At 56.9% G+C, this 1,503-nt stretch carries 1 rRNA gene (cut by a window edge); it reads left to right on the top strand.

Features of this window, described 5'->3' with window-relative positions:
• A 23S ribosomal RNA gene (locus tag AB0953_RS35335) occupies nt 1-1,503 on the top strand (its annotated part continues 1,278 nt past the right edge of the window); the annotation flags it as partial.

Genomic DNA, 1,503 nt, shown 5'->3' with positions numbered 1-1,503 from the left:
CGGCTTGCTTGCTCATCTCCCAAGTAGCACGGGGCCCGAGAAATCCCGTGTGAATCTGGCGGGACCACCCGCTAAGCCTAAATATTCCCTGGTGACCGATAGCGGATAGTACCGTGAGGGAATGGTGAAAAGTACCGCGGGAGCGGAGTGAAATAGTACCTGAAACCGTGTGCCTACAAGCCGTGGGAGCGTCGGATGCACTTGTGCATCTCGTGACTGCGTGCCTTTTGAAGAATGAGCCTGCGAGTTAGCGGTGTGTAGCGAGGTTAACCCGTGTGGGGAAGCCGTAGCGAAAGCGAGTCCGAATAGGGCGATTGAGTTGCACGCTCTAGACCCGAAGCGGAGTGATCTAGCCATGGGCAGGTTGAAGCGGAGGTAAGACTTCGTGGAGGACCGAACCCACCAGGGTTGAAAACCTGGGGGATGACCTGTGGTTAGGGGTGAAAGGCCAATCAAACTCCGTGATAGCTGGTTCTCCCCGAAATGCATTTAGGTGCAGCGTCGTGTGTTTCTTGCCGGAGGTAGAGCACTGGATAGGCGATGGGCCCTACCGGGTTACTGACCTTAGCCAAACTCCGAATGCCGGTAAGTGAGAGCGCGGCAGTGAGACTGTGGGGGATAAGCTCCATGGTCGAGAGGGAAACAGCCCAGAGCATCGACTAAGGCCCCTAAGCGTACGCTAAGTGGGAAAGGATGTGGAGTCGCAGAGACAACCAGGAGGTTGGCTTAGAAGCAGCCACCCTTGAAAGAGTGCGTAATAGCTCACTGGTCAAGTGATTCCGCGCCGACAATGTAGCGGGGCTCAAGCGTACCGCCGAAGTCGTGTCATTGCAGCAATACTCCCAACGGAGGCTGTGATGGGTAGGGGAGCGTCGTGTGCCGGGTGAAGCAGCCGTGGAAGCGAGTTGTGGACGGTTCACGAGTGAGAATGCAGGCATGAGTAGCGATACACACGTGAGAAACGTGTGCGCCGATTGACTAAGGGTTCCTGGGTCAAGCTGATCTGCCCAGGGTAAGTCGGGACCTAAGGCGAGGCCGACAGGCGTAGTCGATGGACAACCGGTTGATATTCCGGTACCCGCTTTGAAACGCCCAATATCGAATCCATTGATGCTAAGGCCGTGAAGCCGCCCCGGAGCCTTCGGGCAAAGGGGAGTGGTGGAGCCGCTGATCCAAGGTGGTAGTAGGTAAGCGATGGGGTGACGCAGGAAGGTAGTCCAGCCCGGGCGGTGGTTGTCCCGGGGTAAGGGTGTAGGCCGAGGGGTAGGCAAATCCGTCCCTCATATAAGGCTGAGACCTGATGCCGAGCCGATTGTGGTGAAGTGGATGATCCTATGCTGTCGAGAAAAGCCTCTAGCGAGTTTCATGGCGGCCCGTACCCTAAACCGACTCAGGTGGTCAGGTAGAGAATACCGAGGCGTTCGGGTGAACTATGGTTAAGGAACTCGGCAAAATGCCCCCGTAACTTCGGGAGAAGGGGGGCCACCACTGGTGATGACACTT

Origin of the sequence: Streptomyces sp. NPDC046866, assembly GCF_040704625.1 — a bacterium.
In the GTDB taxonomy this organism is placed as follows: domain Bacteria; phylum Actinomycetota; class Actinomycetes; order Streptomycetales; family Streptomycetaceae; genus Streptomyces.
Note: the sequence above shows the minus strand (reverse complement) of the source record. Positions and strands in the feature narration are given on the sequence as shown.